The following is a 24,585-nucleotide window of genomic DNA, read 5'->3' on the forward strand; positions in this document are numbered from 1 at the left end:
CCTGAAAGATCTCGGGTAACAGTAGGAAAACGCCGACAGAGGAAACCGATATTTATTGGTAGATGTTGCTGTAGCGCCTGCCAAACCGCTATCGCGAGCAAGCTCGCTCCCACAGGGATTCGTGGTGTACACACGACCTGAGCCACACCGCAAAAACCTGTGGGAGCGAGCTTGCTCGCGATGGGGCCAGCCCGCCCAACACAAAAACCAGAGAATAAAAAAGCCCCACCCGGCGCAACGCCAGGTGGGGCTTCAGTGACTCAGAAGCCGCTTACGCGACATTCATGGTCTTGTGCGTATCAATCAAATGCTGCACCACACTCGGATCCGCCAGGGTGGAGATATCCCCCAACCCATCATATTCAGCGGTAGCAATCTTGCGCAGAATCCGCCGCATGATCTTGCCCGAGCGAGTCTTCGGCAGCCCTGGCGCCCACTGGATCACATCCGGCGAGGCAATCGGCCCGATCTCCTTGCGCACCCAGTTCTTCAGCTCCAGGCGCAGTTGCTCGTTCGGCTCTTCACCGTTTTTCAGGGTGACGTAGACATAAATGCCCTGTCCCTTGATGTCGTGCGGCACACCGACCACCGCCGCCTCGGCGACTTTCGGGTGCGCGACCATCGCGCTTTCGATCTCGGCGGTGCCCATGCGGTGGCCGGAGACGTTGAGCACGTCGTCCACGCGACCGGTGATCCAGTAATAGCCATCGGCATCGCGACGGGCGCCGTCACCGGTGAAGTACATGCCGCGGAAGGTCTTGAAGTAGGTGTCGACGAAGCGGTCGTGATCGCCATACAGCGTACGCGCCTGGCCTGGCCACGAATCGAGAATCACCAGGTTGCCCTCGGCCTCGCCTTCGATGATGTTGCCCAGGTTGTCCACCAGGGCCGGCACCACGCCGAAGAACGGGCGCGCCGCCGAGCCCGGCTTGAGGGCATGGGCGCCCGGCAGCGGGCTCATCATGTTGCCTCCGGTTTCGGTCTGCCACCAGGTGTCGACGATCGGGCAACGGGACTTGCCGACGTTCTTGTAGTACCAGTCCCAGGCTTCCGGGTTGATCGGCTCGCCCACCGAACCCAACAGGCGCAGGCTGCTGCCATCGGCGCCTTCAACAGCGGCGGTGCCCGAGGCCATCATGGCGCGGATCGCGGTCGGCGCGGTGTAGAGGATGTTGACCTTGTGTTTGTCGACGATCTTCGCCACCCGGGTGATGTCCGGGTAGTTCGGCACGCCTTCGAACAGCAGGGTGGTCGCGCCGTTGGCCAGCGGGCCGTAGACGATGTAGCTGTGGCCGGTGACCCAGCCGACGTCGGCGGTGCACCAGTAGATTTCGCCCGGACGGTAGTCGAACACGCGCTCGTGGGTCATGGCGGCGTACAGCAGGTAGCCGCCGGTGGTGTGCTGCACGCCCTTCGGCTTGCCGGTGGAGCCCGAGGTGTAGAGGATGAACAGCGCCTCTTCGGCGCCCATCTCTTTCGGCGCGCACACGGTACCGGCCACTTTCATCAGGTCCTCGAACCAGATGTCGCGGTGCTGGTTCCACTTGATCTGGCCACCGGTGCGCTTGCACACGATGACTTTCTGGATGCTGCTGGTTTCCGGGTTGGTCAGCGCGTCGTCGACGTTGGCCTTGAGCGGGATCTTCTTGCCGGCACGAATGCCTTCGTCGGCGGTGATCACCACTTTGGATTTGCAGTCGATGATGCGACCGGCCAGGGCTTCCGGCGAGAACCCGCCGAACACCACCGAGTGGATCGCGCCGATCCGGGTACAGGCCAGCATGGCGACCACGGCTTCGGGGATCATCGGCATGTAGATCGTCACCACGTCGCCGCGGTGCACGTCCTGGCCGCGCAGGGCGTTGGCGAACTTGCAGACTTGTTCGTGCAACTCGCGGTAGGTGATGTTGCGGCTTTCGGCAGGGTCATCGCCTTCCCAGATGATCGCGACCTGGTCGCCGCGCTCGGCCAGATGACGGTCGAGGCAGTTGTAGGACACGTTCAGGGTGCCGTCGGCGAACCACTTGATGTCGACATGGTGATCGTCGAAGGAGGTCTGCTTCACCGTGGTGAAAGGCTTGATCCAGTCGAGGCGCTTGGCTTGCTCGCGCCAGAAGCCGTCCGGGTTGACGACCGACTGCTGGTACATGGCCTTGTAGGTCGCCTCGTCGGTCAGGGTGTTGGCCAGAACCTCGGGACGAACGGGATACAGGGAAGCCGCACTCATCTTTCTTACCTCGGTGGAATAGTTGTTTTTGTATGACCCTGTTGTAGCCGGGCCGGGCCTATAGAACCATTCGACGATGGTAGTAACAAGCCCACACAAAATGTCGTGAATACCCGTCAAACCCAATACCACCGCGGCACCTGTGGGAGCGAGCCTGCTCGCGATGGTCGTCAACGATAACGCGCCCAATCTGACACCCCCGCGGCGCTCTCTGGCTCATCGCGAGCAAGCTCGCTCCTACAAAAGCGATACCTGTGGGAGCGAGCCTGCTCGCGATGGTCGTCAACGATAACGCGCCCAATCTGACACCCCGCGGTGCTCCCTGGCTCATCGCGAGCAGGCTCGCTCCTACAAAAGAACAGGCTATTCAGGGATTGTTACAGGATCTGTCAAAGGTGTTTATCAAAACCACGTCTATATGAACGTATCCGTCCCCCCTAAAATCTGCCACGCCGACAAGGCAACCTGATTAACCAAGATACAGCCCCCACGAAGGCAGTTAATCAAACACCCAGATACTGAAGCTCCACACGCAATCTCAAAAGGATTGCGTGCCCCCACTCGACCCTAGAAAGGTAAAACTCAAATGAAAGCTTTATGGGTTCTGGCCCTCGGCAGCGTGTGCGCAACCGCCATGGCAAGCGAGGTGCCGACTGATGTCGCGCAGCAACAACCGCCCGTTGAGGAATACACTTACTCGATGAATCTGGACATCGCCAAAGTCATCTCCATGAGCGAAGCACCGAATGTTTGTGAAGTTGTCCCCATGAAAATGGAATACGAAGATTCCAACGGTCAACGACATATCCTGCGTTACAGCGCGATGGGCAACGGTTGCTCTAACGGCTGATCCCTGCTTCACACCTCCCCCCAATAAGGTTCGACCCACCCGCCACGATCAGGCAGATGAAGCGCCGAACCTTAATAATCGATTAAATCGATTGTTTTAAGCATTTATTTGCGCTTTTTAATCGAATTAATCGGCGTAGTATCAAATTCAACCCAAGACAAACAACGCCCACGAATCCGGAGCACTGACCATGAAAACCCAACTGATCCTCGCCCTGACCCTCTCCGTCCTGGCTGCCAACACCTTCGCCGCCGATGGTTACGACCGCACCGGCTCGGCCGCCTACACCACTGAAGCGGCTGTCGCTTCCGACGGTTACGACCACACCGGTTCAGCCCGCCTCGCCGCCGATGGCGCAGACCATGTAGGCGCCGGCAAACTGGCTTCCGACGGCGCTGACCACACCGGTGCCGCCCGCCTCGCCGCCGATGGTGCCGACCACGTCGGTGCAGGTCGCCTGAGCTGATCCACCCGCGTGACTTCACAGCCCGACTTCGGTCGGGCTTAGTTGTGTCTGGAGCCTGAGAAAACCCCACAGAAACACAAGATGTAGTGAAAAAAGCCTTTTTTGGTTATTTCTTGAACAAAAAATTCCCGGGGCAAAAAATTAAGAAAAAAAATCTTCCCCCGCCAAAACCGTTCAAAGCCCTGTAAACCCTCGCTCCGACCGAAATACGGCCCCTGTCGACCGATCCGTGAGCCATTTCGCCGCACCACAGCACGCAAAACTTCCCTATAATGCGGCCTTAAACGGGCCTGCAATATCCCCTTACAGGGATGAAAAGCCAGTCTGAAGCCCCGCACAGGCGCTCGCCGCTTGCTGCGCCCATCAGTGGCTCTCGGAACCCCGTACAAAATTCTGTTTGATGCCTGCGTATAGCTGCTGCAAAAAACGATTCCTTTAGATCCAACGCGGCCAGTAAGGCCGTGTGAAAACCAACCTATCCATTTTCACACGGGCACTCTGGCCCTCACGCAGGAGACGACACGTCATGCTGAGCTGGGACGAATTCGACAAAGAAGACACGGAAGTAGCAGTCAAGAGCGCCAACGCTGGCCACGCCACCGAAGCCAACATGGACCGTCTCGACAGCGCTGGCGGTGCCGCCGCCCTGGAAGCCCGTGCCGTGACCGCCGCTGACTCCGCCGCCGTTGCCCGCGCCAAAGCCGCCCTGGATTCCCTCGACGTCGCCGAAGGCCTCGCCGAACTCGAAGGCGCCTCCGCCCGTGTCGCAGTTGACGAAAAGCGCATGATCAACTGCCGCGCCGACCTCAACCAACTCGTACCCTTCAAGTACGACTGGGCCTGGCAGAAGTACCTGGACGGTTGCGCAAACCACTGGATGCCGCAAGAAGTCAACATGACCGCCGACATCGCCCTCTGGAAAAACCCGGAAGGCCTGACCGACGACGAGCGCCGCATCGTGATGCGCAACCTCGGCTTCTTCTCCACCGCCGACTCCCTGGTTGCCAACAACCTGGTCCTGGCCGTGTACCGCCTGATCACCAACCCGGAATGCCGCCAGTACATCCTGCGCCAGGCCTTCGAAGAGGCGATCCACACCCACGCCTACCAGTACTGCATCGAATCCCTGGCCATGGATGAAGGCGAAATCTTCAACATGTACCACGAGATCCCATCGGTCGCGAAAAAAGCCACCTGGGGCCTGAAATACACCCGTTCGATCTCCGATCCGAAGTTCGAAACCGGCACCGTCGAAACCGACAAAGAACTGCTGCGCAACCTGATCGCCTACTACTGCGTCCTGGAAGGCATCTTCTTCTACTGCGGCTTCACCCAGATCCTCTCCATGGGCCGCCGCAACAAAATGACCGGCGTCGCCGAGCAGTTCCAATACATCCTGCGCGACGAATCCATGCACCTGAACTTCGGCATCGACGTGATCAACCAGATCAAAATCGAAAACCCGCACTTGTGGGATGCCGAGATGAAGGAAGAAGCTTCGCAGATGATTCTGCAAGGCACTCAGCTGGAGATCGAATACGCCCGTGACACCATGCCTCGCGGCGTGTTGGGCATGAACGCGGCGATGATGGAGGACTACCTGAAGTTCATCGCTAACCGTCGTTTGAGCCAGATTGGTTTGAAGGAAGAGTATCCAGGGACGACTAACCCGTTCCCTTGGATGAGCGAGATTATGGACTTGAAGAAAGAGAAAAATTTCTTTGAGACTCGGGTTATTGAGTATCAGACTGGTGGTGCGCTTAGCTGGGATTAACTTCTAGACAGCCATCATTCCTAATAAAAAACCCTGAATAATTTCAGGGTTTTTTTTAAAGAATGTTAAAAAGAAGAGCAAAATCATGGACGAACACAAATTAAATTTAATTGACAAGCAACTCTCCCTGATACTATCAATTAAAAATAACAGATCTGACAAGTGGGCACTACGATTATGGAGTCGCTACATTAAAGCAAGAGACCAATACAAGTGCGTAGTTTGTTCCTCGAAAGAAAAAATACAGGCACATCATATATTCCGTAGATCCCTCTATCCTCACGGATGGTTTCAACCAGGAAATGGGATTACGCTTTGCTTTACATGCCACAACCGACAACACGCAACATTCAATGGTTCGCCTAACCTCAACATGCCTGTAGATATGGAAGGTGGAGACAACCTAGATGATGCCTCCTACTACATTTATTCATTAATAAAAGACGCACACTTACAAAAATTAGCGCACAATGAGTTTTATTATATAGACGATCATATGCTTGTTTTTTTTATGAAACTGCAGAGCTGTATGCATATGACAAAATTTCTGAACGACGAAAAGTATTCAAAGCTGGAACTAGCACACGAAATATGGCGAACTGCTCCCTCCAAGATGATTCGAGCCCTTATCAAAGCAAACATCCCACAATGGGCCATACTTTAAATTGACACAACTACCACATCGGAGATATAGAAAACCAAAAACTATACACAGCAACTTTTACTATCCACCTCCGCTAATTTCTTACTGCGTTGATCAGCAGAAGCAGCCCGTATCATATTTCCAATTGCTTCAGATAAAAGAGGCGGAACTGCGTTTCCTACCTGAGTATATCTAGGGCAATCAAACTTTCTTGCCGCGCCCCCTGTAGTATATTTCCCAGTAAACTCAAACCAATCAGGGAATGACTGTATTCTTGCAGATTCACGAGCCGTCAAGATTCTATTTTCACTATAGTGAATTATATCATCCGGCAAAGTTGTTATAGTCGGGGAAGGTTCACCACTAGTCAACACCGTAATAGCGTGTTTTTTTAGCCCCAAAAACTCTCTAGATGCTTTTGATATCGACTTTCCTGGCACTGCCATCTGCCTGATACTTTCAAATTGCTCTATTGTTTTGGCCTTATGATTAGGGAGGCGCATACTATTAGGAACACCACTAAACCCATCGCGCATAAGCTTCAAATAAGGCGACAAAACAAGGGGAAGAGTGTAGTCCAATTCACGAAACCCACGAACACCTGAATCAGAGTTGTCTACCAAAACTTTAGACGTAGTTTCCAGATCAAAAATCGCATCTCGTACTGTGGTAGCCTTATTAACATCCAATCCTTTTAAAGCTTTAAAACGCACACTAGAATCGCGCAATCGCTGAAACAAGTCTTCACAATCAACTAAAGAGCAGACGATTAGATATCTATGCCTATTTTGAGGAACACCAAAATCAGCGCAGTTTATTTTTCCACGCGAGACCGCATACCCCAAGGAAGAAAGTGACTCACAAATAAAATCCGCATACGACTGCGTGATGTACTTACCATCCACTTCAGCATCGCTATTTTTACGAGTAAACCTGCTATTAAATCCACTTACGTTTTCGATAACTATAAAGTTAGGCCTTATTATCTTAACTAGCTCAAGATACTGCTCAGCCATTTTATTCCGTGGGTCTTCCGGATTACGACGCCCGGCCGTTGAAAACCCCTGACAGGGTGGCCCCCCCACCATTAAATCGATAGTACCAGCTAGCTTTAGTAGGTGTGATTTATAGTTTTCTAAAAAAGCCTCACAACTCATAGCTTCAATAGGCAGCCAAGAAGGCCAATTAAACCGATAGCGATCGCCATCAATTAGGTTATGCTTAAGGGTTTGAAAGGCCATCGGATTTTTTTCAATAGCTGCAACGCCCTGGCAACCAGCCTTAAGCAGCCCTAGAGAAAGCCCGCCGCAGCCGGCAAAAACGTCAATAAACCGCATAATTCAACCTAGTTTTCATCTATCCAGAGCGCAAACAAATTGACTTTCACCAACGTTCATGAATGAAAAAATTAACGATGCTTAATTTTTTCAAACGTGGTGCATATTAACGTACGCAATAAGTGAAGGAAAGGGAGATGCTTCCTTCACACTGCCCACAATCAAATCCTTATGCAACTAACTATAGCAAAACCATTAACTATCAGGATTTACAATCGCGCCCATTAAATCTTCTTTTATATCCTGAAGAACTGCAGACTGGGAGGAGCTGGGTGACTCACCGAGTTCCGCAAGCAAGCTAATCAAGCCACTCAGATTATCAAAGTGAGACAATAGCTTTAGACGTAGTGCAATCATAGACTCTTGAGTAAACGGTTGAGTTCTTCCTTCCAACACCAATTGATCATTTGCAAGCACTGCACGCCTGTGCGCAAAATCATTTCTCGGGCCGATGACCTCATCACGATACAGGGCAAGACGCTCCAAAAGATGAACCTCAGAAATACGATCTGCTATTTTCGCAATTTCATCCTGTAGAATACTCAGTCGGAGCGCAGCACCGAAAGACGGCTCTTTTAATAGCTTATCTAGACGGCCTCGCTCCATGAGTCTATCTATTTCGTTCGCTTTGCTTCTGAGACTTTCAGAGATTTTTGTGCCAATCCCTTTAACGAATGCGTCTTTATCTTCAGCACTTATTAATGGCTGAATTTTTTCAAGACATTCGATCATTGCCTGATCTAAATCACTAGTTGCGGCCATAACAATGCCACGCATATGATTAAGATCGAGCATCTTTCTAAGTTGAGACTGAACTAGCCCAATGGTTCTATCGCTCAAATTAGTCCTATGAAAACAAAACACCCCGTCAATATCCTGATCAAATATCAGCCTCCTCAATGTCGCAGCAGACTCAGAACTATAGAAAACCATATCTGTGTCGCGATAATAAACTTTCAAACGCTTTGCTAACTTAGCACCATCAAAACCTCCGCCCAGCTTCCAATCCATCATCACGAGATCAACATCTCGAGACAGCGGCAAGTCAGCTAAAGGATCCCCGGCACCTGTTACTACTTCACGAGTTTCAATCTTAGGGTTGAAACCCAACCGAGAAATAGCGTTACGTATATTGTCCTGATATGGTTTGATGTTTGCAATTTGATCTTCAAACCACAGAATCCTATATTCGAGATGCATCATTCCTATCCTTTTATCCTTAAGACAAACTCGGCTCCTGAGCCCCCACGCTCAGCTGCAATTGACCCACCTAAGGAGTCTATAATTTGCTGCACGTGATAAAGTCCCAGCCCAGATCCCGTCGATGTAGAGTATCCTTTTTCGAACAGGCGATTGAGATCAACAATACCAGCATCAAACCCTCGACCATTGTCGACCGCATTAATTTGTAGCTCCTTAACTGAGATCTGCCTCAATGAAAAAACTATCTTGTCAGCCTCAGCTCGGCCTGCATTACTTATAAAGTTATCAATCATTATAGAAATTTCTATTGGTTTGAACGTTCTTACTAGCGACTTAGCATTATTAATAACAGATATACTAATCCCTGTTTCCGCTAGCATTGGCGCGACTTGATTTATATACTGCTCAATGTAAGATACTAGATCATCTGTAATCGTCTCAGACTCCATCCTAAAATTCGCCTTCGTAGCAAATCGAGCAATTGATAGTATCTTTCTATTTTGAAACGAAATATTTTCCAAAGCAACTTTTACATCATCTATACTAAAATCTCGATCATGCCGAAGACGATCGAACTGCCCATTTATTATTTCGTTAACAGCGGACGCATGTATTATTATTTGGTGATGTAAAATCTCAATAGTATCTTTATCTAGATTAGAAATAGATGTAAGAAACAGATTACGCTTTCGCTCTTCCTCATAACTTTTAGTTGCGGCGTCGGCTCGCTGAGCAGATTCAGCGGCGTTGCGTTCGGCATCACGCCTCGCAGTACGTTCGCGATCCGCGATATCGCGGGCAGCAGCCTCTGCTCGCTGTAATTCGTTGTATCGGTATGATGCAGCGTCTAACTCTTCAAGTAAGTTTTTATCACCTGACTTTTCTGCAAGAGTTCTAAGACCTGCCAACGACTCTTTGAAGTCATCGGAACGTTCATTCAGAATCCTGATGAGTTCACGACTAAAATCTAGTAGCTCAACTCCCTCTCCACCCGCCAACTGGGCAACAATTGCAGTAATGCGTGCGGATGCAGCCTCACCCCGTATTCTAGATGTATCTTCAACATCTAAGTCGAGCGCATCTTTCCAATTAACCCCAACGACATAACGCTCCAGCCTTTTGAAACATTTATCTTCAAAACAATCAACTAACTGTCTATACGCAGGAGTATCTATTAGCCCTTGGTCTCGACTAGTAGATTCTCGGAATCTGTCATCTACCCCAATGATATCTATACGTCCAATAACATCTCGCGTCCCCAAGAACCTTGCATATCCCTGCTGCTTTCTCCGATCTATACCGAAAGTATCAACCCCCTCCTCACCTATAGGAAAAACACGAAACCCATTTTTAAATAGAAAAATTGAACCGAAACGGACTGATGGGACCCCCATCCGGCGCGAAAAGGTTTGTTTTGCCGAACGATTCAAATAGTAAAGATTCGAATTAAAACTAGCCTCCTTCAAAAGGGGATAGGGGTTTTTCTCTCTAACCTTATAAATCATTTCTGATCTATCCGTTAGTATGGAAGTGATATAACTTCCGCCATCAGATATTTCAACCTGCAGGTGTGTTGTTTTATCTTTAAGCGTTTCAAAAATGAAATTTTGAATTGGACCATTAACAAGGTACAAAGGATTAACTTCATCACCAGACTTAAGATCACTTAAAACAGAAATATCGCCTTTTTCCTCTTCGGGCACGGTGAGATTTATTTCAAAACCATCCCCACCCCCAAATGGATTGATTAGCTTTGCAAGCGCGGACCTCAACTTCAAATATTTCTCACGAGACCATACCTCACGTAGCTCACCCACCTCTAAAATCGTACCGAACTCAAACCAAGATAAACTTTTCGGCACTTCGATTGCAGCTCTAGTACTATGGAACAATGGTATAGTTGCAATCTCGTCCTTTGAGTTACCCTCGAACAAATCCCACTCAACCTCAACAATCTCAAACTGCGAAGCTAGTGCGGTTTTGGTTTGCATAAAAAGCGTACGCCCCAATCTATCGCACGAAAATCTACCTACTCCTTTACTTCCAGCATAAGATTTTGATGAATTTATCTGCTCCCTGTAATCTAAATCCTCTGTACCATCACCCTTAGCTGAATATGCAACAAATAGCCATTTATCCCTAATATCATCAAAAGACATTCCTTTGCCATTATCGGCGATATAAACTCGGCCTTGATCAAAAAGAATATCTACTCGAGTTGCCCGAGCATCAAAAGAGTTTTTAACTAATTCGAAAATCGCCACAAACTCATCGGTTATTAAATCTCTACCAATGAGAGTCTTAAGGGCGGAACTAACTTTAAAATGAAGAACACTTCCATCGCTGCGCAGTTGACGCCCATTTTCCATCCTCAACTCCTTCATTTTCCCCTCCATAAGGGCGCTTGAAGATGCACACCTGAGTCAACAAAAAGCCGCACTTAATCTTTAAAACAAATACTACTTCCGCCTAAAAACTAAATAATCGTAAAATCTATGTATCGCCGAAACCATCAAGCTATCCCGACACGGGCCAAGTGCCATGATCGTAAATTACACGAAAGCACAATTTGTGACACATTTTTATCTTTTGATTTGCCTGTTGACTCTCATTAACTGACCACTTAGCCTGCACCTCCGGTGCCTAAGAAACACCTCACACAGCGGACTGACCGCACCCGACAGTAGCGGCTTTTTTGTGCCCACGGCTCCCCCGTGCGCCGCAAAAAATCTCTGTTATGCCGGGAGTGGGCTAATACAAGACCCGAAAGGGGAATATGTCCGGCCCTCTGTGTGGGGTTTCTTAACTCCCGGCACCCAGCCCTAAGAAAGCTGACATCACACAGAGGTAATGGACATGCCTAGAAATATCGCCTCCTTCACGAAGCTAAACAGCTCCAACCGCCCTATAGTTCGCCCGCTTCCGTATCTGGAGGCCTGCCATGCCTGATTTACACAACCCCACAGTCTTCACCCGCTATACCCTCGCTCTTCACACCCTACTCCTTGAAAATCAACCCTGGTTCTGTGCCCGCGATATTGGCCGCTTGATGGGTGTTCATCTGAGTGATCGTATGGTGAGCAAGCTAGATAAGGATCAACGCCGCATTTTGTGGATTGAGTATTTCCGGAAACCGGAAAAACAGCTGATGCTCAGCGAGTCCGGCGTGTATGCACTGTTGGTTTATCACTACATTCCAGAGAATCGTTTACTACGCGAGTGGTTAACCAATCAGGTGGTGCCGGCCTTGCGCGACGCCGAACCGCAAGGCAGTTCGGATCGGCCTATGCTGAGTTTGTTGGATTGGCCGGAAATGTCGCTGAGCATGCTGTATTGGCAGGATGAGGGTTGGATTCGGCTGCGGGACGTGCCATACCTGCTGCACGATCAGCCACAGCGACGGTCGACGGTGGTTAAACCTTGGTGGCGGAGAGTTGCACAGGTATTTCAGTCTTCGAAGCATTCGATGGGGTAGCTGACGTGCCTGTAGGATCGATAGTCAGATCCGTCGCTATTTTTTGTAGGAAATTTCGTAGACATCCGTAATGGCCACTCAGTATCGTCCGAGGGTTTCAACCCTCGGCGAACTTATGGACATTGAGACAAACAACACCGATTGGAGCGTCACTGAGCTTGAAGCTGCGGTTGATGCTTATCTGAAAATGTTAGAGCTGGAAAAGAGTGGGCAAAAGTTCAACAAGGCCCATGTAAACCGCGTCCTGCGGGAAGGTGCTTTGTCTGGTCGTACCGAAGGCTCCGTGGAGTTCCGGATGCTGAACATTTCAACCGTACTCGAAAGGATGGGTAAAAAACGCATCCATGGATACAAACCGGCACCGCATGTCGGCTCAAATGTTGAAAACGCCATTCGCGACGTGTTGGCGGATCGAGGCATATTGGCTGGAGACGAATCATCTCCAACAGCCGATGAAGAGACACTCGAACGACGTGCAGCTGTGCTTCAAAAACAAAAATTTGAACATGTACCAAAAGGCATTTTGAAACCGAAGAAGGCGCCAAGCTCTAGCACAACCTATGTACGCGATCCCGAGGTGAGAGCCTGGGTTCGCAATGAAGCAGAAGGTCATTGCGAAGGCTGTGGTCAACCCGCTCCATTCCAGAAGCGTGGTTTGCCTTATCTAGAAGTCCACCATGTTAAGCCTCTCGCCGAAAAAGGATCGGATCGCACCACCAACGCCGTAGCGTTGTGCCCGAACTGTCATCAGCGTTGTCACCACTCGAATGATCGGGCTGAGTACACAGAATCGCTGTACTCGAGGATCGAACGACTGCTTCGTGAATAAACGGTTGAGCCGCTCGCTCAGTCCTCCCTTGACCTGACTGCCGTAACGTTTGCATGCTCACTTCAGATGCGTAGCAGTCGGGAGGGCGATCCGAATGTGTGCTGACACGGTCACGGCAGAGCAACGCTCTAAATTAATGGCGCGGATAAAAGGCAAAAACACAAAGCCTGAGATGATCGTTCGATCCATATGCCATGCGATGGGGTTACGCTTTCGATTGCATCGGCGTGACTTGCCTGGAACGCCCGATTTAGTCTTCCCCAAACATCGTTTGTGCTTGTTTGTTCACGGCTGTTTTTGGCATCGGCATGGGTGCAAATATGCCTCTACCCCAAAAACTCGCCCCGAGTACTGGACACAGAAATTCGACACCAACGCCAGCCGGGACGAGCGATGCATCAACAAACTAAAACTGATGGATTGGCGGGTTGATGTGATTTGGGAATGTGAGCTGAAAGATCTCAACCGCATAAAAGAGCGCATCCAATTACTCACCATGCACGCCCATTAAGCGCGCCTAACACGATATCGATGGCTCGGCCTCTTTGCTCATTGCATGGGAGATCGCCATCGCGAGCAGGCTCGCTCCCACAGGAGATTGGCGGCGCACACCGCAAGCCAGCCCTGCTCATCGATCCATCTCCCCTTCCATCCAGTCCACCCGATAATTCGCCACATAACTATCCACCGCCGTCCCAATCGTAGGAAAAAAACGCCGTCTCCCCCAACCGCGCTAACAACCCAAACCGCTTCATCTTGTCCTTCACTGGATCCTTCATCTCGGCAAAGCACAACTCGATACCCGCCGCGTGCAGGGTGTCGTCCAGTTCGGCGAGCATGTCCGCGGAGGTCACGTCGACGCTGGTGACCGGTTCTGCGGCGACCACCAGCCAGCGCACGGGTGTGGGCGATGCCGCGACGGCGTCCAGCACGCGGTCGCTGAACAGTTCGGCGTTGGCGAAGAACAAGGGCGCATCCCAGCGGAACAGGACCAGGCCGGGGATCAGGTGTGCGTCGGGGTAGCGTTTGATGTCGTGGTAGCCCTTGACCCCGTCGGCGCGGCCCAATACGGCGGAGTACGGGCGCCAGGCGTCCCAGAGGAATTCGATGATCGCGATCACGATGGCCAGGCCGATGCCTTCGATCGCGCCGAACACGGCCACGCCGACGGTGCAGACGATCGATAGCCAGCATTCCCAGCGCTGGATGCGATAGATCCGGCGCAGGTCGGTGATTTCGATCAGGCCGATGGCCGAGGCGATCACGACGGCCGCCAGGGCGCTGGACGGTAGATGTTGCAGCAGGTCCGGTGCCACCACCAGCAGCAAGGCAACCGCCAGTGCGCCGACGACGCCGGTCATTTGGGTTTTGGCGCCGGCGGCTTCGGCCACGGGCGTGCGTGACGAGCTGCTGCTGATCGGGAAGCCCTGGAAAAGTCCGGCCGCCAGGTTGGCGATGCCGAGGCCGACCATTTCCTGGTTCGGGTTGACGTAGGTTCGGGTCCGCGCCGCATAGACACGGGAGAGCACGCTGGTGTCGGCGAACGAGACCAGTGCGACGGCGCACCCGCCGATCACCACCGGGACGATGTCGGCGGTGGTGATCCAGGGGATGGCGAATCCGGGCAGGCCTTGGGGGAGCGAACCGAGGACCGACACACCGGCACGTGTCGCCAGGTCGAGGACTCCCACGGCGACCGTCGCGCCGACCACGGCGATCAGGATGCCCGGCAGTCGCGGCCATCTTTTGAGTAGCAGGATCACCGCCAGGGTGAGCCCGCCTACCGTGAAGGCAGCCCAGTTGACATTTCCCTCCATCAGCGCCGAGGCGATGGCCCCTATGTTTCTCAATGGGCCGTCGGACTCAATGGAAAAACCGAACAGCTTGGGCAACTGGCTGATCAATACAGTCAGTGCGATGCCGTTCATGTAGCCGTAGCGGATCGGTTTGGACAGCAGCTCGGTGATAAAACCCAGGCGCGCCATACCGGCCAGGATGCACACCGCTCCCGAGACGATCGCCATCATCCCCGCCAGGGCCACGGCACGCTGCGGGTCGCCGCCGGAGAGTGGAATGATGACGGCCAGGATGACGGCCACCAGGGAGGAGTCCGGCCCCATCACCAGGATCCGGCTGGGGCCGAACAGGGCATAGAACAGCAGCGGAACGATGGTCGCGTAGAGGCCATAAATGCCGGGCACGCCCGATGCCACCGCGTAGGCGATACCGACGGGCACCAGCATCGTGGTCAGCACCAGGCCGGCCACGATGTCGTAACGCAACCACGCCCATTTGTATTCGCGCAGCACGCCCAATCCCGGCAGCCAGCGGCGCCAACCGGTCTGTTCGTCCCGGCGGGCTATGCGGCCCGGTTCCGGGAGAGGGGGCGAAGCATCTGGATGGCTCATGAATCGCCCTCGTTAATGGACAGACTCGGCGATATCGAAGTGATCTCAGTGTAGCTATTGCTTCGAATGCGCCATCACTGGAAGCTGTTCACCTAAAGGACCTGGAAGCCGACATGAAATTCGACCTCGCCTACTGCCTCAGCCTCAACGACAAGTTGTCGATTTACGACGTTCGGGATCTGAATTTCGACGAGACGATGGACTTCGACTCCGCCAGGGAACACTTCCAGTGCCCCAACGATGCCTGTCGCCTGGCGTTCGATGCGGCCAATGAGCTGGGCACGTTCAACGCCAAGAATGTGAATTACGTGCGCACGCCGCACTTCAAGAACTTGCCGAGTACGCGGCATGTCGAGGGCTGCCCTTATGTCAGCTTGAAGGCGCCGGCGTCGGGTGTGGAAGAGGCGGAAACGGATGACAGCCGCGAGGAAAATTTCCCGTCGGAATTGTTACTGACTCGACGTGAGTATGTGCGTAAGCCGTCCAGCCCGGAGGTGATTGCCGATGTGGTTCGGGATGAGCCAGTGGCGCCTAAGGGGGCTAGTAATATCGAACAACCGGGCAAAGAGTCGGCCCCGGACAAGACCAGCGTCTTCGCCCACCCGGTGGAGTGTTTCGTATCGAACTTCGACGACAAGGATTTGCTCAAGCGCGTGCCGCTGAAGATCGGCGAGCACACCGCGCCTTATGGCTCGTTTTTCAAGAAGATCGAATACCTGCAGGACAACAAGGGGCTGATTTACTGGGGCAAGGTCAAGGAGATCAAGGACTACACCCAGAGTTTTCGCATCGATTTCGAGAAGAAGGTCTGGTTCGAAAAGAGGCCTTACTCGGTCAATGTCTACCTGAGCAAAAAACTCATCGACAGCTACCGCAAGCGCAAGGCGTTCCTCGAGGAGATCAAGCACGCCATCGAGAGCGGGCGTGAGTTGTACTGCTTCTTTTATGGCGTGACGCCGGAGCTGAAGCAGGTGCCGAGCAAGAAAAACCCCGAGCAGACGTTCGGGGTGTTTAGCGCCAACATCGAGAATCTGGATCACTTTATCGTGCGGGAGGCGCCGGGGTTGGCGGACAAATAAGTGCAGTGCCGTTCGTCTGCCTGAAAAGAATAATCAAAAATTGCGTTTGATCCGGGCTCAAAACAACTGTACAAAAACACAGTATATTTTGACCAACACTCTCGAGCCCGGAGAACACCATGGCCTCTCAAGCGATGAAAATCACCCTGGAACGTATCGCCCTCTTCCAATTCACCCCGGCCCACTGCGCCCAGGCCCGAGCGATGCTGGGCTGGAGTGTGGAAGAGTTGTCGCGCGAGTCCCGAGTCTCGGTGGAGGCCATTCAACGCTTCGAGGCACGCCAGGAAGTACTGGATGTCACGCGCCTGGCATTGGCCTATCGGTTCGAATCGGAAGGGTTGGTGTTCTTCCCCGGGTTTGCACCGGGTCGAGGTATGAATGTGAAAGGGTCGACGCCGAATCCGGTCGGGCGGGCGGATTTTGCGATGGTGGAGTGAGCCAACTCACCGACTGACGATAAATGGCCTCCTGTAGGAGCGAGCCTGCTCGCGATGGACTCAAGGACACCGCGTTTATCCAGGATTTGCGCGTTATCGTTAACGTCCATCGCGAGCAGGCTCGCTCCTACAGGGCGTTCTGCACCACCACTTGCTCACTCTCCCCTTCCACCGCCAGCCACCACGCACCACCACGCTGCGGATGCATCAGGTTGAACGCCTCTCCCATCTGCGGAGTGGTGATCGATACGTTGCGCTCCCAGGCCAGGGCCAGGATGCGGTCGAAGGGTTCGTACCAGGCGTGCATCGACAGGTCGAAGGTGCCGTTGTGGATCGGCAGTAGCCAGCGGCCCTTGAGGTCGAGGTGGGCTTGCAGGGTTTGTTCGGGTTGCATGTGCACGTGCGGCCAGTCGACGTTGTAGGCGCCGGTTTCCATCAGGGTCAGGTCGAATGGGCCGTACTGTTCGCCGATGCGTTTGAAGCCGTCGAAGTAGCCGCTGTCGCCGCTGAAGAAAATGCGCGTGTCAGCGTCGATCATCACCCACGAGGCCCAGAGGGTGCTGTTGCTGTCGAACAGGCCACGGCCGGAGAAGTGTTGCGACGGGGTGGCGATGAACCGGATGCCATCGACTTCCGTGCCTTGCCACCAATCCAGTTGGCGGACTTTGCTGGGGTCGATGCCCCACTTGATCAGGGTGTCGCCTACGCCCAGCGGGGCCAGGAAATGTTTGGTCTTGTCCGCGAGTTTCAACACAGCCGCATGATCCAGGTGGTCGTAGTGGTCGTGGGACAGGATCACCGCTTCGATCGGCGGCAATGCCTCCAGGCTGATCGGTGGCTGGTGGAAACGCTTGGGGCCGGCCCATTGCACGGGCGAGGCGCGCTCGGCGAAGACCGGGTCGGTGATCCAGAATTTGTCGCGCAACTTGAGCAGCACCGTGGAGTGGCCCAGGCGATAGACGCTGTGGTTGGGCGCTGCGATCAGCGCGGCTTGCGTCAGGGCTTGCACCGGGACGGGGGCGCTCGGGCGGGTGTTTTGCGGTTTGTGGAACAGCGCGTTCCACAGGATGCCCATGGTTTTGCCAAAGCTTAAAGGTTGAACCGGCGTGAAGTTCTGGTACTGGCCTTGAGCCTGTCGGGACGCTTCAGGTGTGGAGGCGTTATCCGCCGGGGAGTTTGAATTGGCCATGACTGAATGACTCCAGAAAAACCGCGTTTGACGCGATTCTCCGTTTTGGGACGATAAAGGGCCAAGGCACGCACGCATCAGCCGGACTTTCTATTTTTTACCGGGCAGGATTAACAAAACATTACACTGCACAGTGTAGTTTCTAGGTTGCATCAAAGTCGATGACAAGTAAACTGCTGAGTGTAGTTTCCCTTTTCTTCCTGCCGAAGCGTACTTATGACAGCTCCACAGCGCCTCACCGACCGAAAACGCCAAGCGATCATTCAAGCCGCGATCATCGAGTTCCGTAACAACGGTTTCGAGATCACCAGCATGGACAAGATTGCGGCCACTGCCGGTGTGTCGAAGCGCACGGTGTACAACCACTTTCCCAGCAAGGAAGAGTTGTTCGCCGAGATCCTCAATCAGTTATGGATCCGGGTGACGGCCGAACAGGAAATGGCCTACCGCCCCGACCTGCCGTTGCGCGACCAATTGCGCGTATTGCTGATGGCCAAGCTGCAAATGTTGGGCGATGACAATTTTCTCGATCTGGCCCGGGTGGCGATAGCGGCGACCATTCATTCCCCGGAGCGGGCGCAGGATATGGTGGCGCGAATGGGCGAACGCGAAGAGGGGCTGACGGTGTGGATTCGTGCCGCTCAGGCGGATGGCCGATTGAAAACCGTGGCTCCCGAGTTCGCTGCGCAACAGATCCATGGCCTGCTCAAGTCTTTTGCATTCTGGCCGCAGATTTCCATGGGCCAACCCGGCTTGTCAGCCGAGGAGCAAAACACGGTGGCGGATTCCGCGCTGGACATGTTCCTGGGCTATTACCAGCTCTAGTCCAGCCGTTTTCAGCACTTGCCGACAATAAATGGCTTCGAAGGACACTGATTATTCCGGCTGGAATAAATGACAATGTGCGCTGCTTTTACCGATGAACGGTAATTCTGCCTCCCATGCAGTAAAGTGTTTCAGAATGAATCTGGCGCAGGAAATTATGGATAAACAACACGGCAAGGGTTTGTCATTTGCCAGACGCATCTACATGCCTCGAACCATAGGCTTGGGCATCGGCAGTTTGAGTGTGGCCGCTGCCCTGTATCCGTTGCACTTGCCGGTGTGGGTCTGGGTTTTGTTGGCGCTCAATGGATTTGTCTGGCCACATCTCGCTTATCAACTGTCGAGCCGCTCGGCCTTTCCCTACAAGGCCGAACGCCGCAATCTGCTTTACGATTCGTTGTGCGGTGGTTTTTGGGTCGCGACGTTCCAGTTCAATCCGCTTTGCACCGTGACCATTCTGGCGATGATGGCGATGAACAATGTCGCCGCCGGCGGCCAACGGATGTTTCTGTTGGGTAGCCTGAGCCAAGCGGCGGGCGTGCTGATTGCCTGGTCGCTGTTCGGCGCGGCATTCACCCTGTCGACCACGCAATTGCAGGTGTGGGCCTGCTTGCCGATGCTGTCGCTCTACCCCTTGGCGCTGGGCATGGTCTGCTACCGGTTGGCGATCAAGCTTTCAGAACATAAACGCACCCTGAGCGCCCTGAGCCGCACCGACAGTTTGACCGGATTGCTCAACCACGGTGCCTGGAAGGACTTGCTGCAACTGAAGTTTCGCGAGTGCAGCAAGCGTCATGAGCAGGCCGTCATCGCACTGATCGACATCGACCATTTCAAGGCCATCAATGACACCTACGGTCATCTCATCGGTGACTCGGTGCTGCGCCAGTTGAGCTTCGAGCTCAAATGCAACCTGCGCGAAAGCGACCTGGCCGGTCGCTATGGCGGTGATGAATTTTGCGTGATTCTGCCCAACATGCCGCTGAATCAGGCCGTGGACGTGATGGAGCGTTTGCGCAGCGTGTTGCAAGACTATCGGCATGGGGAAGTGCCCGGACTGCGGGTCAGCCTGAGTATCGGTCTGGCGGCCTACCAACCGTCGTTTACCGATGCAACGGCCTGGCTCGATGACGCGGACAAAGCCCTGTACACCGCGAAAAATACCGGACGCAACAAGGTCAGTGTCAGCACAAACAACACCAGCCTGGAAACGTCGAACGCATGATGCGATAGCTTGGCGATTACGCTGCTCGAATGACGCCGGGGCTATAGTGAGCCTCAGTCCCAGCGCCAGGCAGAGAGCACCATGAACACCACGCCAACAGACAACGCCACCGCCGCCCCCGTCGATCACCTGCGTTTCCATCGCCATCACGCCCATCTGGCGCCGACCTTTGGCAATGACAAGTTTGCCCTGCGCGCCGAAGCCTTTGCGCGGTTCTTCGGTACCCCGACCTTTCTCGGCGCCCAAACGCTGATCGTGGTGATCTGGGTGTGCCTCAACCTGTTCGGTGTCACCCACTTCGATGCGTACCCGTTCATCCTGCTCAACCTGGCGTTCAGCCTGCAATCGGCCTATGCCGCGCCTTTGATTCTGTTGGCCCAGACGCGTCAGGCCGCGCGGGACAAGGCCCAATCCGATGCCGATGCGCAGCACCGTGAAGCGCTGGCGACCGCCAACAGTGAGCGGCAGGCAGAAGCCGCGAAAAACTCCGCGCAACTGCTGGAGCTGCTTGAGCAGAACACCCGCCTCACGGAGATGACCAAGGCCCTCACCGAGCGCATCGAAAACCTGACGACGCAAATGCATGAGCAGTTCGTGCCCAAGGATAAGCCACAGGCCTGAACGGTTTCACGGCAGTTTCAGCGCCCGCCCCAGCTCATCGAACAAGGTGACCACCGAGCGCAAGGCGCGGCAGTCGGGACGGGTCAGCAGCCACAGCGCGGTGTCATATCCGTGCAAGGGCTCGCCCAGCGGGCGCAGTCCCTCGCCAATCAAGAAGTCCGGCAACGCCGCGACACCCAGCCCCGCCCTGACCAGCTCGGTAACCGACAGCATGCTGTTGCAACGGTAACCCGGCGTTACGCCCGGCAAGGCCTGGCGACGCCAGGTAACGGTCGGGTGGTCCGGCAGGAAGTCATCCGGGGCGATCCAGGTCAATGAGGCCAGGTCTGTGGTGTTGACCGATTGCAGGTATCGCTCGCTGGCGCACACGCGGTAGGCAATGTCCGCCAGTCGCCGTCCTACAAGGTGCTCCGGTGGCGTGCGGGTCAGGCGCAGGGCGATATCGGCATCCCGGCGGCTGAGGTTGGCAAAATCATTGGACGTGCTGAGCTCGAGCGTCAGGGCCGGATAGTTCGGCATGAACTGCGCCAGCGCCGGCAACAGCAAACCTTGCAGGACCGAATCGGTACAGGTCAGGCGCACGATGCCGCTGATCACTTCACCGCCCTGCTCCACACCGATGCGCGCCGCCTCCAGCGCCTGTTCAGCGCGCTCGGCCTGCTCGGCCAGTGACTGCGCCAGGGTGGTGGACAGGTAACCGGCGCGGCTTTTTTCGAACAATTGCTGACCCAGCGCAGCCTCCAGCCGGCGCACCGCTCGAAACACCGTCGAGACGTCCACCTTCAACAGCTGTGCGGCGCGGGCCAGAGAGCCGCCGCGCACCAATGCGAGGATCAGGGCCAGGTCCGGGTAGTCCAGTCGATAGTGCGTTGCTGCATTGATCACTTGGGAAAATGCCAATATTGAGTGCGTGAACGCCAATCTATAGTGGGCCTCAGGAATCAACAAGTGCAGAGGCCACTCATGGAAAACCGTCCGATTCGCATCGCCCTGATCGGCGACTACGACCCGCAAGTCACCGCCCACCAGGCCATTCCCGCAGCCCTTGAAATGGCTGCTGAACACAGCGGCCTGAAGGTGCAATGGCAATGGCTGGCCACCGATGAAATCCACGCCGAGACTCCGCTGCACCCGTTCGATGGCTTCTGGTGTGTGCCGGCCAGTCCGTATCGCAACATGGACGGTGCATTGCTGGCGATCCGTTTTGCCCGTGAACAACGGCGACCTTTCCTCGGCACCTGCGGCGGTTTTCAACACGCGGTGCTGGAATATGCGCGCAATGTGCTGGGCTGGTCGGATGCCGAACACGGCGAGACGGCACCCGATGCAGCACGGGCGATGCTGACGCCACTGTCGTGTGCGCTGGTCGAGACCATCGATTCGATTCATCTGGCTGAAGGCTCGTTGATCGCACAGGCGTACGAAAGCGCCGAGATTCGTGAAGGCTATCGCTGTCGCTATGGGGTGAATCCGCAGTTCGAAGGAGAGCTGCTCAAGCGCGAGCTGCACGCCGTCGGCCACGATTCACAACAGGGACTGCGCGCGGTCGAACTCAGCGGCCATCCGTTCTTTGTCGCGACCTTGTTTCAGCCCGAGCGGTCGGCACTCGGGGGCATCTTGCCGCCGCTGGTTGGCGCCTTTGTCGAAACCTGTGCGAGACGCTCGTCATGATCGCCAATACCCCAACGGCGCCTTATTACGCGGTGATCTTCACTTCGCTGCGCACCGAGGACGATCAGGGTTATGCCGAAGCGGCCGCAAGGATGCTGGAACTGGCCCGTGAACAGCCGGGGTTTCTTGGTGTGGAGTCGGCGCGGGGTGAGGATGGGCTTGGAATTACGGTGTCGTACTGGGCCAGCGAGGCGGCGATTCTGGCGTGGAAGCAGCATCCAGAGCATACGGCGATTCGCGAGCGTGGGCGTTCGACCTGGTATGCGCGGTGTCATACGCGGGTGTGTCGGGTTGAGCGGGCCTACGGGTTCAGTCTGTAAATGATGCGGTGTTTTTGAAGCTGTCTTCGCGAGCAAGCCCGCTCCCACAGGGGACGCGGGTGTACACAAGATATGTTCCCAACGCAAAAACCTGTGGGAGCGGGCTTGCCCGCGAAGAGGCCAGAACAGTCACCCCAAAAAACTCAACCCCGAACCAGACTGCGAACCGCCGATATCTCCGGCACTTCCCCCCGGTTCATGTACACCCGCAATGGCTCGGTGATGTTGATCCGGTCATCGATGTTCTGGTCCAGCAACAACTGGATCAATTCGCGCTTGAGCGTCATCGCCTGCCCGGGCCCAGCCCCCCAGACGAATTCGCTGGTCGGGATGATGCCGTCATCCGCCACGTCCATGCCGAACGAGTCTTCGCTGAAGCGCACGAGGTAATGGCCGGTCTTGCGGTTGAGGCCGACGAAGCCTTTGAGTTGGTCGGCCGCCTGGCAGATCAGTTGGGAAGTGATGCGCATGGTAAACCCCGCAATGGTGATCGTTGGTTTACACGCAGGGCCTGCGTTTCCCTCTGCCGGGGAAATTGCAAGGCCCAGCGTACTGCAAACGGGCGCACAAAAGTGCTGACGAAAATCAGCTTCAGGCAGATTTATGTCGGTCTCGCGATAGCGCCCGCAAAGATGAGTTGTTAAAAGGGACCGCTCACTCATTGCGAAAGGATCTCAAGCATGCCCGCCACCTTTACTAAAAGCGCCCTGTTGTTGAGCCTGTTGCTAGGCCTCGGCCAGGCACAGGCCGCCAACGAACCCGGTCCCACGGAACTGGCGACCCGTTTGGGCATTCCGCACCCAGCGGTGATCGCCCACCGTGGCGCGTCTTTCGATGCGCCGGAATCCACCGCCGCTGCCTACAAGACGGCCCGCGACCTGGGCGCCGATTACCTGGAACTGGATCTGCAGCGCAGCAAGGACGGCGTACTGTTCGCCCTGCACGACAACAACCTGCAACGCACGACCGACGTCGCCAGCAAATTCCCCGAGCGCAAGGACAGCCCGGCCAATGCATTCACCATGGCCGAGCTGAAAACCCTGGATGCGGGCAGTTGGTTCAATGCCGCCTACCCGGATCGCGCGCGTCCTGCCTTCGCCGGCCTGAAGATTCTGACCCTTGATGAAATCATCGACATCGCCGAGGGCAACGCCCTGCACAAGCCCGGGCTGTACATCGAGACCAAGGAACCCAAGCAGTTTCCCGGCATCGAACACGACCTCAAGGAAAAACTCCAGGCCCGTGGCTGGCTGAACCCGAGCGAATCGAAACCGGCCAACAGCGAGCTGGCGGTAGGCCAGGGCAACGGCAAGGTGGTTCTGCAGACCTTCGAGAAGAGCAGTCTCGAACTGCTGCAAAAGGAAATGCCGAAGGTGCCGAAGATCCTGCTGTTGTGGGTCGGTGAAGGCAGCATCGAGCCCAAGTCCAGGGTGACCTTTGCCGAGTCCGGCGCCAAGGACAAGGCCGCTTACTACGCCGCCCAACAACCAAAGGACAAAGCCGAATTCCAGCGTTGGGTCGACTACGCCAAGGCCCAGGGCGCCATCGGCACCGGCCCGTCCGCCGCACTGACCCAGGGCGGCGACCAGAGTTACTCGGACCTGGTGCAACCCTGGATGAACCAGTACACCCACGATCAGGGCCTGCTGGTGCACGTCTACACCATCGACGATGCGGTGGACTACCAGAAAGTCATGGACGCCGGCGTCGACGGCATTTTCACCAACCGCGCCAGTGAGTTGTTGAAGTTCTATAAACGTCCGGCGGTGGCCAGCGTGGCGCAGGTACTACAGAACAACGGCTACTGATCCGCAATCACGCAAAACCCTGTGGGAGCGTGGCTTGCCCGCGAAGAGGCCATCAGCTTCAACATCAACGCTGACTGACACTCCGTTATCGCGGGCAAGCCACGCTCCCACAGGAGTTGATGCAGGACATGTAGAGGGTTTTAAGGGTGGCTTAAGTTACAAAAGCTAACCTGATCTCACTTGAACAGATCACCCAAG

The 24,585-nt window shown here is 54.7% G+C and carries 22 protein-coding genes and 2 pseudogenes; 16 read left to right on the forward strand and 8 right to left on the reverse strand.

Going from position 1 to position 24,585, the window contains the following annotated elements:
• Window positions 1-271 precede the first annotated feature (271 nt).
• The gene (acs, locus tag PPUTUW4_RS21245; protein WP_015096507.1) at window positions 272-2,227 is read right to left on the reverse strand and encodes an acetate--CoA ligase; all 1,956 of its coding nucleotides are present in this window, start codon (window positions 2,225-2,227) and stop codon (window positions 272-274) included.
• Window positions 2,228-2,502: 275 nt separating this feature from the next.
• On the opposite strand from acs, the pseudogene PPUTUW4_RS30400 reads away from it, so the two are divergent.
• The 5 genes and pseudogenes from PPUTUW4_RS30400 to PPUTUW4_RS29625 all read left to right on the forward strand — a co-directional run.
• Window positions 2,503-2,580, forward strand: a pseudogene (locus PPUTUW4_RS30400) (outer membrane lipoprotein carrier protein LolA); the annotation flags it as partial.
• Window positions 2,581-2,813: 233 nt separating this feature from the next.
• A complete protein-coding gene (locus PPUTUW4_RS21250; protein WP_015096508.1) occupies window positions 2,814-3,077 on the forward strand; it encodes a DUF2790 domain-containing protein in 264 nt (87 codons plus the stop codon).
• A gap of 190 nt (window positions 3,078-3,267) precedes the next feature.
• A complete protein-coding gene (locus PPUTUW4_RS21255; protein ID WP_015096509.1) occupies window positions 3,268-3,543 on the forward strand; it encodes a hypothetical protein in 276 nt (91 codons plus the stop codon).
• Between the two features lie 526 nt (window positions 3,544-4,069).
• A complete protein-coding gene (locus tag PPUTUW4_RS21260; RefSeq protein WP_007978181.1) occupies window positions 4,070-5,317 on the forward strand; it encodes a ribonucleotide-diphosphate reductase subunit beta in 1,248 nt (415 codons plus the stop codon).
• Between the two features lie 85 nt (window positions 5,318-5,402).
• The gene (locus tag PPUTUW4_RS29625) at window positions 5,403-5,981 is read left to right on the forward strand and encodes an HNH endonuclease (RefSeq protein ID WP_015096510.1); all 579 of its coding nucleotides are present in this window, start codon (window positions 5,403-5,405) and stop codon (window positions 5,979-5,981) included.
• Window positions 5,982-6,022: 41 nt separating this feature from the next.
• Here the strand turns inward: PPUTUW4_RS29625 and PPUTUW4_RS28385 are convergent, their stop codons facing one another.
• The 3 genes from PPUTUW4_RS28385 to PPUTUW4_RS21275 all read right to left on the reverse strand — a co-directional run bounded on the left by PPUTUW4_RS28385 (window position 6,023) and on the right by PPUTUW4_RS21275 (window position 10,869).
• A complete protein-coding gene (locus PPUTUW4_RS28385; RefSeq protein ID WP_015096511.1) occupies window positions 6,023-7,297 on the reverse strand; it encodes a DNA cytosine methyltransferase in 1,275 nt (424 codons plus the stop codon).
• Window positions 7,298-7,492: 195 nt separating this feature from the next.
• A complete protein-coding gene (locus PPUTUW4_RS21270; RefSeq protein ID WP_015096512.1) occupies window positions 7,493-8,500 on the reverse strand; it encodes a hypothetical protein in 1,008 nt (335 codons plus the stop codon).
• A 2-nt stretch (window positions 8,501-8,502) separates the two neighbouring features.
• Window positions 8,503-10,869 carry a sensor histidine kinase gene (locus tag PPUTUW4_RS21275; RefSeq protein ID WP_015096513.1) on the reverse strand — a complete coding sequence of 789 codons (2,367 nt, stop codon included), beginning with the start codon at window positions 10,867-10,869 and terminating at the stop codon, window positions 8,503-8,505.
• A 572-nt stretch (window positions 10,870-11,441) separates the two neighbouring features.
• On the opposite strand from PPUTUW4_RS21275, the gene PPUTUW4_RS21280 reads away from it, so the two are divergent.
• From PPUTUW4_RS21280 to PPUTUW4_RS21290, 3 genes are all read left to right on the forward strand, one after another.
• On the forward strand, window positions 11,442-11,975 hold the full coding sequence (locus tag PPUTUW4_RS21280; protein ID WP_015096514.1) for a Bro-N domain-containing protein: 534 nt from the start codon (window positions 11,442-11,444) through the stop codon (window positions 11,973-11,975).
• Window positions 11,976-12,090: 115 nt separating this feature from the next.
• On the forward strand, window positions 12,091-12,804 hold the full coding sequence (locus tag PPUTUW4_RS28390) for an HNH endonuclease (protein ID WP_015096515.1): 714 nt from the start codon (window positions 12,091-12,093) through the stop codon (window positions 12,802-12,804).
• Window positions 12,805-12,898: 94 nt separating this feature from the next.
• Window positions 12,899-13,315 (forward strand): very short patch repair endonuclease, encoded by a 417-nt coding sequence (locus PPUTUW4_RS21290; RefSeq protein WP_015096516.1) that lies wholly within the window; start codon window positions 12,899-12,901, stop codon window positions 13,313-13,315.
• Between the two features lie 117 nt (window positions 13,316-13,432).
• Here PPUTUW4_RS21290 and PPUTUW4_RS21295 read toward each other — a convergent pair.
• A pseudogene (locus tag PPUTUW4_RS21295) lies at window positions 13,433-15,212 on the reverse strand (SulP family inorganic anion transporter).
• 113 nt (window positions 15,213-15,325) lie between these two features.
• Here PPUTUW4_RS21295 and PPUTUW4_RS21300 point away from each other — a divergent pair.
• Complete coding sequence (locus PPUTUW4_RS21300) at window positions 15,326-16,291, forward strand: hypothetical protein (RefSeq protein ID WP_015096518.1); 966 nt, start codon at window positions 15,326-15,328, stop codon at window positions 16,289-16,291.
• A gap of 119 nt (window positions 16,292-16,410) precedes the next feature.
• Entirely contained in the window at window positions 16,411-16,728 is a 318-nt protein-coding gene (locus tag PPUTUW4_RS21305) for a hypothetical protein (protein WP_007978167.1), read from the forward strand.
• 127 nt (window positions 16,729-16,855) lie between these two features.
• On the opposite strand, the gene PPUTUW4_RS21310 is transcribed toward PPUTUW4_RS21305, so the two are convergent.
• The gene (locus PPUTUW4_RS21310) at window positions 16,856-17,917 is read right to left on the reverse strand and encodes an MBL fold metallo-hydrolase (protein ID WP_015096519.1); all 1,062 of its coding nucleotides are present in this window, start codon (window positions 17,915-17,917) and stop codon (window positions 16,856-16,858) included.
• Window positions 17,918-18,133: 216 nt separating this feature from the next.
• On the opposite strand from PPUTUW4_RS21310, the gene PPUTUW4_RS21315 reads away from it, so the two are divergent.
• The 3 genes from PPUTUW4_RS21315 (at window position 18,134) to PPUTUW4_RS21325 (ending at window position 20,588) form a co-directional block, all read left to right on the forward strand.
• Window positions 18,134-18,742, forward strand: coding sequence for a TetR/AcrR family transcriptional regulator (locus PPUTUW4_RS21315; RefSeq protein ID WP_015096520.1), 609 nt, complete (start codon window positions 18,134-18,136; stop codon window positions 18,740-18,742).
• 157 nt (window positions 18,743-18,899) lie between these two features.
• Window positions 18,900-19,967 (forward strand): diguanylate cyclase, encoded by a 1,068-nt coding sequence (locus tag PPUTUW4_RS21320; RefSeq protein WP_015096521.1) that lies wholly within the window; start codon window positions 18,900-18,902, stop codon window positions 19,965-19,967.
• Between the two features lie 81 nt (window positions 19,968-20,048).
• Complete coding sequence (locus PPUTUW4_RS21325; RefSeq protein ID WP_015096522.1) at window positions 20,049-20,588, forward strand: DUF1003 domain-containing protein; 540 nt, start codon at window positions 20,049-20,051, stop codon at window positions 20,586-20,588.
• Between the two features lie 6 nt (window positions 20,589-20,594).
• Here the strand turns inward: PPUTUW4_RS21325 and PPUTUW4_RS21330 are convergent, their stop codons facing one another.
• Window positions 20,595-21,536 carry a LysR family transcriptional regulator gene (locus tag PPUTUW4_RS21330; RefSeq protein WP_041474944.1) on the reverse strand — a complete coding sequence of 314 codons (942 nt, stop codon included), beginning with the start codon at window positions 21,534-21,536 and terminating at the stop codon, window positions 20,595-20,597.
• A gap of 15 nt (window positions 21,537-21,551) precedes the next feature.
• Between PPUTUW4_RS21330 and PPUTUW4_RS21335 the strand changes: the two genes are divergently transcribed.
• The gene (locus tag PPUTUW4_RS21335; protein WP_015096524.1) at window positions 21,552-22,259 is read left to right on the forward strand and encodes a CTP synthase; all 708 of its coding nucleotides are present in this window, start codon (window positions 21,552-21,554) and stop codon (window positions 22,257-22,259) included.
• On the forward strand, window positions 22,256-22,579 hold the full coding sequence (locus PPUTUW4_RS21340) for an antibiotic biosynthesis monooxygenase (RefSeq protein WP_015096525.1): 324 nt from the start codon (window positions 22,256-22,258) through the stop codon (window positions 22,577-22,579). The genes PPUTUW4_RS21335 and PPUTUW4_RS21340 overlap by 4 nt, the downstream gene beginning before the upstream one ends.
• A gap of 143 nt (window positions 22,580-22,722) precedes the next feature.
• On the opposite strand, the gene PPUTUW4_RS21345 is transcribed toward PPUTUW4_RS21340, so the two are convergent.
• Window positions 22,723-23,049 carry a DUF2025 family protein gene (locus PPUTUW4_RS21345; protein ID WP_015096526.1) on the reverse strand — a complete coding sequence of 109 codons (327 nt, stop codon included), beginning with the start codon at window positions 23,047-23,049 and terminating at the stop codon, window positions 22,723-22,725.
• Between the two features lie 210 nt (window positions 23,050-23,259).
• Between PPUTUW4_RS21345 and PPUTUW4_RS21350 the strand changes: the two genes are divergently transcribed.
• The gene (locus tag PPUTUW4_RS21350; protein ID WP_015096527.1) at window positions 23,260-24,387 is read left to right on the forward strand and encodes a glycerophosphodiester phosphodiesterase; all 1,128 of its coding nucleotides are present in this window, start codon (window positions 23,260-23,262) and stop codon (window positions 24,385-24,387) included.
• Window positions 24,388-24,585: the final 198 nt, after the last annotated feature.

It is taken from the genome of Pseudomonas sp. UW4, from assembly GCF_000316175.1.
Classification (GTDB): domain Bacteria; phylum Pseudomonadota; class Gammaproteobacteria; order Pseudomonadales; family Pseudomonadaceae; genus Aquipseudomonas; species Aquipseudomonas laurylsulfatiphila.